4 protein-coding genes and 1 pseudogene are annotated in these 5,498 nt (G+C 64.8%); all 5 read left to right on the top strand.

Annotated features, from left to right (window positions below; genetic code table 11):
* Positions 1-105: 105 nt before the first annotated feature.
* On the top strand, positions 106-618 hold the full coding sequence (locus ACE039_RS08995; protein ID WP_313460282.1) for a MarR family winged helix-turn-helix transcriptional regulator: 513 nt from the start codon (positions 106-108) through the stop codon (positions 616-618).
* A gap of 89 nt (positions 619-707) precedes the next feature.
* Positions 708-1,940 (top strand): MFS transporter, encoded by a 1,233-nt coding sequence (locus ACE039_RS09000; protein ID WP_485822164.1) that lies wholly within the window; start codon positions 708-710, stop codon positions 1,938-1,940.
* 84 nt (positions 1,941-2,024) lie between these two features.
* Positions 2,025-4,682 carry a leucine--tRNA ligase gene (gene leuS / locus ACE039_RS09005; RefSeq protein WP_485822165.1) on the top strand — a complete coding sequence of 886 codons (2,658 nt, stop codon included), beginning with the start codon at positions 2,025-2,027 and terminating at the stop codon, positions 4,680-4,682.
* A gap of 11 nt (positions 4,683-4,693) precedes the next feature.
* Complete coding sequence (locus ACE039_RS09010; RefSeq protein WP_448711145.1) at positions 4,694-5,356, top strand: LPS-assembly lipoprotein LptE; 663 nt, start codon at positions 4,694-4,696, stop codon at positions 5,354-5,356.
* Positions 5,357-5,359: 3 nt separating this feature from the next.
* Positions 5,360-5,498, top strand: a pseudogene (locus tag ACE039_RS09015) (DNA polymerase III subunit delta); the annotation flags it as partial.

Below are 5,498 nucleotides of genomic sequence, written 5' to 3' on the forward strand. Positions count from 1 at the left end.
GGGGGCCCTTCTTTTTTTGCGGCGCAATTTGCGCGGGATTCGGGCCTGCTGTTAGAATTTATCTTAACGTTAAGAAGCTTCATATAAAAGTAATCTGGCTTACCCATGAATGACCTTGTCGATCAGGTGATCTCGCAATGGAGTGCGGAGTGTCCCACCCAGGACTTCGGCGCCATGGCGGTCATCGCCCGTGTATTCCGCTTGAACGCGTTTGCCGTCCGCGATGTGAACCGCAGCTTCCGCCGCTACAACCTGCATCAGGGCGAATTCGACGTGCTAGCCACGCTATACCGCACCGGCGCCCCGCATGCCATGAATCCGCAGAAGCTGGTCGAAGCCCTGCTGCTGACGTCCGGCGCCATGACCAACCGCCTCGACCGCCTTGAACAGGCCGGCCTGCTGGTGCGCAACCCCAACCCCGACGACCGCCGCGGCGTCATCGTGTCGCTGACCGCGGAAGGGCTGCGCGTGATCAAACTGGTCTTGAAGGACTATCTGAAGGAGCTGAACGAATTGCTGGACCCGCTATCACCGTCCGAACGCAAGCAAATGGCCGGATTGTTGAAAAAGCTGTTGATCAAACACGACCAGGAGACGCCCGGCGGCATCGACGCCTGACGCCTGACCCGCATTTTTCCTGCTTTTGCCTTCTGCGTTTGCCCCTGGCCGTCGGCCGCCCCCCCCGCATCATCTCCCGCCTGCTTTCCATGACTCCCGCTTCACCCGCCAACGCAACTCCCCCCGCGACGCCAGCGCTGACCGCGCCGATCATCCTGCTGATGTCGGTCGCCACCGGCCTTGCCGTCGCCAGCAATTACTACGCCCAACCGCTGCTGCACACGATCGGCCAGCAGTTTTCGCTGTCCAACGCGACGGCCGGCGCCATCGTCACCACCGCGCAGCTCAGCTATGCGCTGGGGCTGATGCTGCTGGTGCCGCTGGGCGACATGTTCGAGCGCCGCAGCCTGATCGTGCTGATGACGCTGCTGTCGGCGGGCGGCTTGCTGATTTCGTCCTTCGCGACCAGCATCGCCGTCCTGCTGGTCGGCACCGCCTTGACCGGCATGCTGTCCGTCGTCGCCCAGATCCTGGTGCCGTTCGCAGCCACGCTCGCCGCGCCGCATGAACGGGGCAAGGCGGTAGGCACCGTAATGAGCGGCCTGTTGCTGGGCATCCTGCTGGCCCGCACCGTGGCAGGCGCGCTGGCCGACGTGGGCAGCTGGCGCACGGTGTACTGGGTCGCCGCGATCCTGATGGCCGGAATGTCCGTCGCCCTGTGGCGCCTGCTTCCGCGCTACCAGAGTCCGACGTCAATGAGCTACCCGCGGTTGCTGGGTTCGATCCTGCGCATGTTCGTCGAAGAACCGCTGTTCCGCGCCCGGTCGCTGCTGGGCTTCCTGCTGTTCGCCGCCTTCAGCATGCTCTGGACGCCGCTGACCTTCCTGCTGGCGAGTCCGCCCTATGGATACAGCAACACCACGATCGGATTGTTCGGCCTGGCGGGCGCCGCGGGCGCCTACGCCGCCAACCGGTTCGGCCGCCTGGCCGACCGCGGCCTGGGCAACCTGGCCACCCGCGTCGGCCTGCTGTTGCTGCTGGGTTCCTGGGGGCTGATGGCCTTCGGCCAGGCCTCGGTGATCGCGCTGCTTGCGGGCATCCTGATCCAGGATCTGGCGATCCAGGGCGTCCATGTCACCAATAGCAGCGCCCTCTACCGCCTGCGCCCGGAGGCCCGCAGCCGGCTGACCGCCGGCTACATGACCTGCTACTTCATCGGCGGGGCGACCGGTTCACTGGTATCGTCCTGGCTTTACGCCCATTTTGGCTGGCCCGGCGTGGTCACCGCGGGCGCCGTCCTGGGTGTTGTTACGTTGGCATATGGCGCCTTGTCGCCCAGTGCGCGCATCCCGGAAACGGCTCCGTCCCCTGCCCGCGCCTAGCACCTCCTATAATCAGGGGTTTTGACCGCCACCGCGTCCGCGCGGCAGGGCGGCTCACCCTTTTTTGCCACCGTGCCCGAGCCCATGCAGGAACGTTACCTCCCCACTACCGTCGAAGCGGCCGCCCATCAAGACTGGCAGGCCCGCGACGCCTATCTGGTCCACGAACACGCGAAGAACGCCGACGGCTCCGAAAAGCCGAAGTTCTACGCCTGCTCGATGCTGCCCTACCCCAGCGGCAAGCTGCATATGGGCCACGTGCGCAACTACACCATCAACGACATGATGGCGCGCCAGTTGCGCATGCGTGGCTATAACGTCCTGATGCCCATGGGTTGGGACGCCTTCGGCATGCCGGCGGAAAACGCCGCCATCAAGTCCAAGGTCCCCCCGGCCAAATGGACCTACGACAACATCGCTTATATGAAGAAGCAGATGAAGGCGATGGGTCTGGCGATCGACTGGACGCGCGAAATGTGCGCCTGCGATCCGCAGTACTACAAGTGGAACCAGTGGCTGTTCCTGAAAATGCTGGAAAAGGGCGTGGCCTACCGCAAGACCCAGGTCGTGAACTGGGATCCGGTAGACCAGACCGTGCTGGCCAACGAACAGGTCATCGATGGCCGCGGCTGGCGCTCTGGCGCGCTGGTTGAAAAGCGTGAGATCCCCGGCTACTACCTGCGCATCACCGACTACGCCGATGAGCTGCTGGGCGCCGTCCAGAACGACCTGCCGGGCTGGCCCGAGCGTGTTCGCCTGATGCAGGAGAACTGGATCGGCAAGTCCGAGGGCCTGCGCTTCGCCTTCCCGCACCAGATCGCCGGCCAGGACGGCCAACTGATCCAGGACGGCAAGCTGTACGTCTTCACCACCCGTGCCGACACCATCATGGGCGTGACGTTCTGCGCCGTGGCGCCGGAACACCCCCTGGCCACGCATGCCGCGCGCGCCAATCCGCAGCTGTCGTCGTTCATCGAACAGTGCAAGCTCGGTGGCACGACCGAGGCCGAAATGGCCACGCGTGAAAAAGAAGGCATGCCCACGGGCCTGTTTGTCACGCACCCGGTCACGGGCGCCGACGTCGAAGTCTGGGTGGGCAACTACGTGCTGATGACCTACGGCGACGGCGCCGTCATGGGCGTGCCCGCACACGACGAGCGCGATTTCGCCTTCGCCAAGAAATACGACCTGCCCATCGTCCAGGTCGTGGACGTCGCCGGCAAGGACTATTCCACCGACGCCTGGCAGGAATGGTACGGCGACAAGCAATCCGGCCGCACCATCCATTCCGGCAAGTACGACGGCCTGTCGCACAAGGAAGCCGTGGACGCCATCGCCGCCGACCTGGGCGCGCTGGGCTTGGGTGAAAAGCAGACCACGTGGCGCTTGCGCGACTGGGGCATCTCGCGCCAGCGCTACTGGGGCACCCCGATCCCCATCATCCACTGCGCGGATTGCGGCCCCGTCCCGGTCCCCGAAAAAGACCTGCCCGTTGTCCTGCCCGACGACCTGATCCCCGACGGCAGCGGCAATCCGCTGGCCAAGAACGAAGCCTTCCTGTCCTGCGCCTGCCCAAGCTGCGGCAAGCCCGCACGCCGCGAAACGGACACGATGGACACGTTCGTGGACTCGTCCTGGTACTTCATGCGCTACACCTCGCCTGGCAACGACACCGCCATGGTCGACGCGCGCAATGACTACTGGATGCCGATGGACCAGTACATCGGCGGCATCGAGCACGCCGTGCTGCATCTGCTGTACGCGCGTTTCTGGACCAAGGTCATGCGCGACATGGGCTTGCTCAACTTCGACGAGCCCTTCACCAAGCTGCTGTGCCAGGGCATGGTGCTGAACCATATCTATTCGCGCAAGACGCCCCAGGGGGGCATCGAGTATTTCTGGCCCGAGGATGTCGAAAACGTCTATGACGACCGTGGCGTCATCACCGGCGCCAAGCTCAAGTCGGACGGCTCCGCCATCACCTACGGCGGCGTGGGCACAATGTCCAAGTCGAAGAACAACGGCGTCGATCCGCAATCGCTGATCGACACGCTGGGTGCCGACACCGCCCGCCTGTTCGTCATGTTCGCCAGCCCGCCCGAGCAGACCCTTGAATGGTCGGATTCGGGCGTGGAAGGTTCGAACCGCTTCCTGCGCCGTCTCTGGTCGATCAGCTACGCCCGCCGCGACGCCGTGGCGCGCGGCCTGGCCAATGGCGCCGACTGGTCGCAAGCCCAGGCAGCCGTCAAGGATCTGCGCCGCGAGGTCTATACGCTGCTCAAGCAGGCCGACTACGACTACCAGCGCATCCAGTACAACACCGTCGTGTCCGCCTGCATGAAAATGCTGAACGCCATCGACGACGCCAAGCTGTCCGAAGACGCCGCGTCCGACGCCGCCTACGCCGAAACCCTCGGCGTGCTGCTGCGCGTGCTGTATCCGATCGTCCCGCACATCACCTGGCACCTGTGGCAAGACCTCGGGTACGCCAAGGAACTGGGCGACCTGCTGGACGCGCCGTGGCCGCATGTGGACGAAGCCGCGTTGATCGCGGACGAAATCGAGCTGATGCTCCAGGTCAACGGCAAGTTGCGCGGCTCGATCCGCGTAGCCGCCGCCGCTGCCCGCGAAGACATCGAGAAGCTTGCCGCCAGCCAGGAAGAAGTCACCCGCTTCCTGGAAGGCCGCCCGCCCAAGCGCGTTATCGTGGTTCCGGGCAAACTGGTCAACGTCGTAGGCTGATGAGGTCAAGCATGTACTTCGCCGGGCAACAAACGCACTCCTCCCGCCAATCCAGGCTGCTGCGCGGCGCCTGCCTGGCGCTGTTCATGCTGCTCTCCGCTTGCGGTTTCGCATTGCGGGGAGTCACCCCGATGCCGTTCGACACCTTGTATGTCGGTATCCCCGACAACACCCAGTTCGGCGCCGACGTGCGCCGGTCGCTGCGCGCGGCCTCGCCCGACACGAAACTCGTGGACAGCCCCAAGGAAGCGCAGGCGATTCTCCAGCAGGTCTCGGACTCGCGCACGCTGCGCGAGGTTTCGTTGAACGCGCAAGGCCGCGTCGAGGAATACGAGCTCGGCATCAACTACACGTTCCGCCTGATCGACAACAAGGGGCGCGCGCTGATTCCCGACACCACGCTGTCGATCTACCGCGAAATGCCCTATGACGATCAGGTCGTGCAAGCCAAGCAAGGCCAGATCGACACGTTGTACAAGGCCATGCAGCGCGATCTCGTTACCCGCGTGCTGCGCCGCATGACCGCACCTGACGTGCGTCGCGCATTCGAGAATGCCGAGGAGCGTGGCGAAAACGGCGAAATCCCGCTGTACGACCCGACCGCGCCGCAACCGCCGCGCACGCCCACGCCGTGGCAGACGCCGTCCACCACTGACCCAGCCAACCTCCGCTAGCCCATGGCACAGTCTATGGACGCGGACCGGCTGGCCGAACATCTGCAGCGGCCGGGCAACCGGCTCGCCGCGATGTACACGGTATCGGGCGATGAGCCCCTGCTGGTGACCGAAGCGGTTGACGCGGTGCGCGCCTCGGCGC

Source organism: Achromobacter maghribensis, assembly GCF_057334215.1.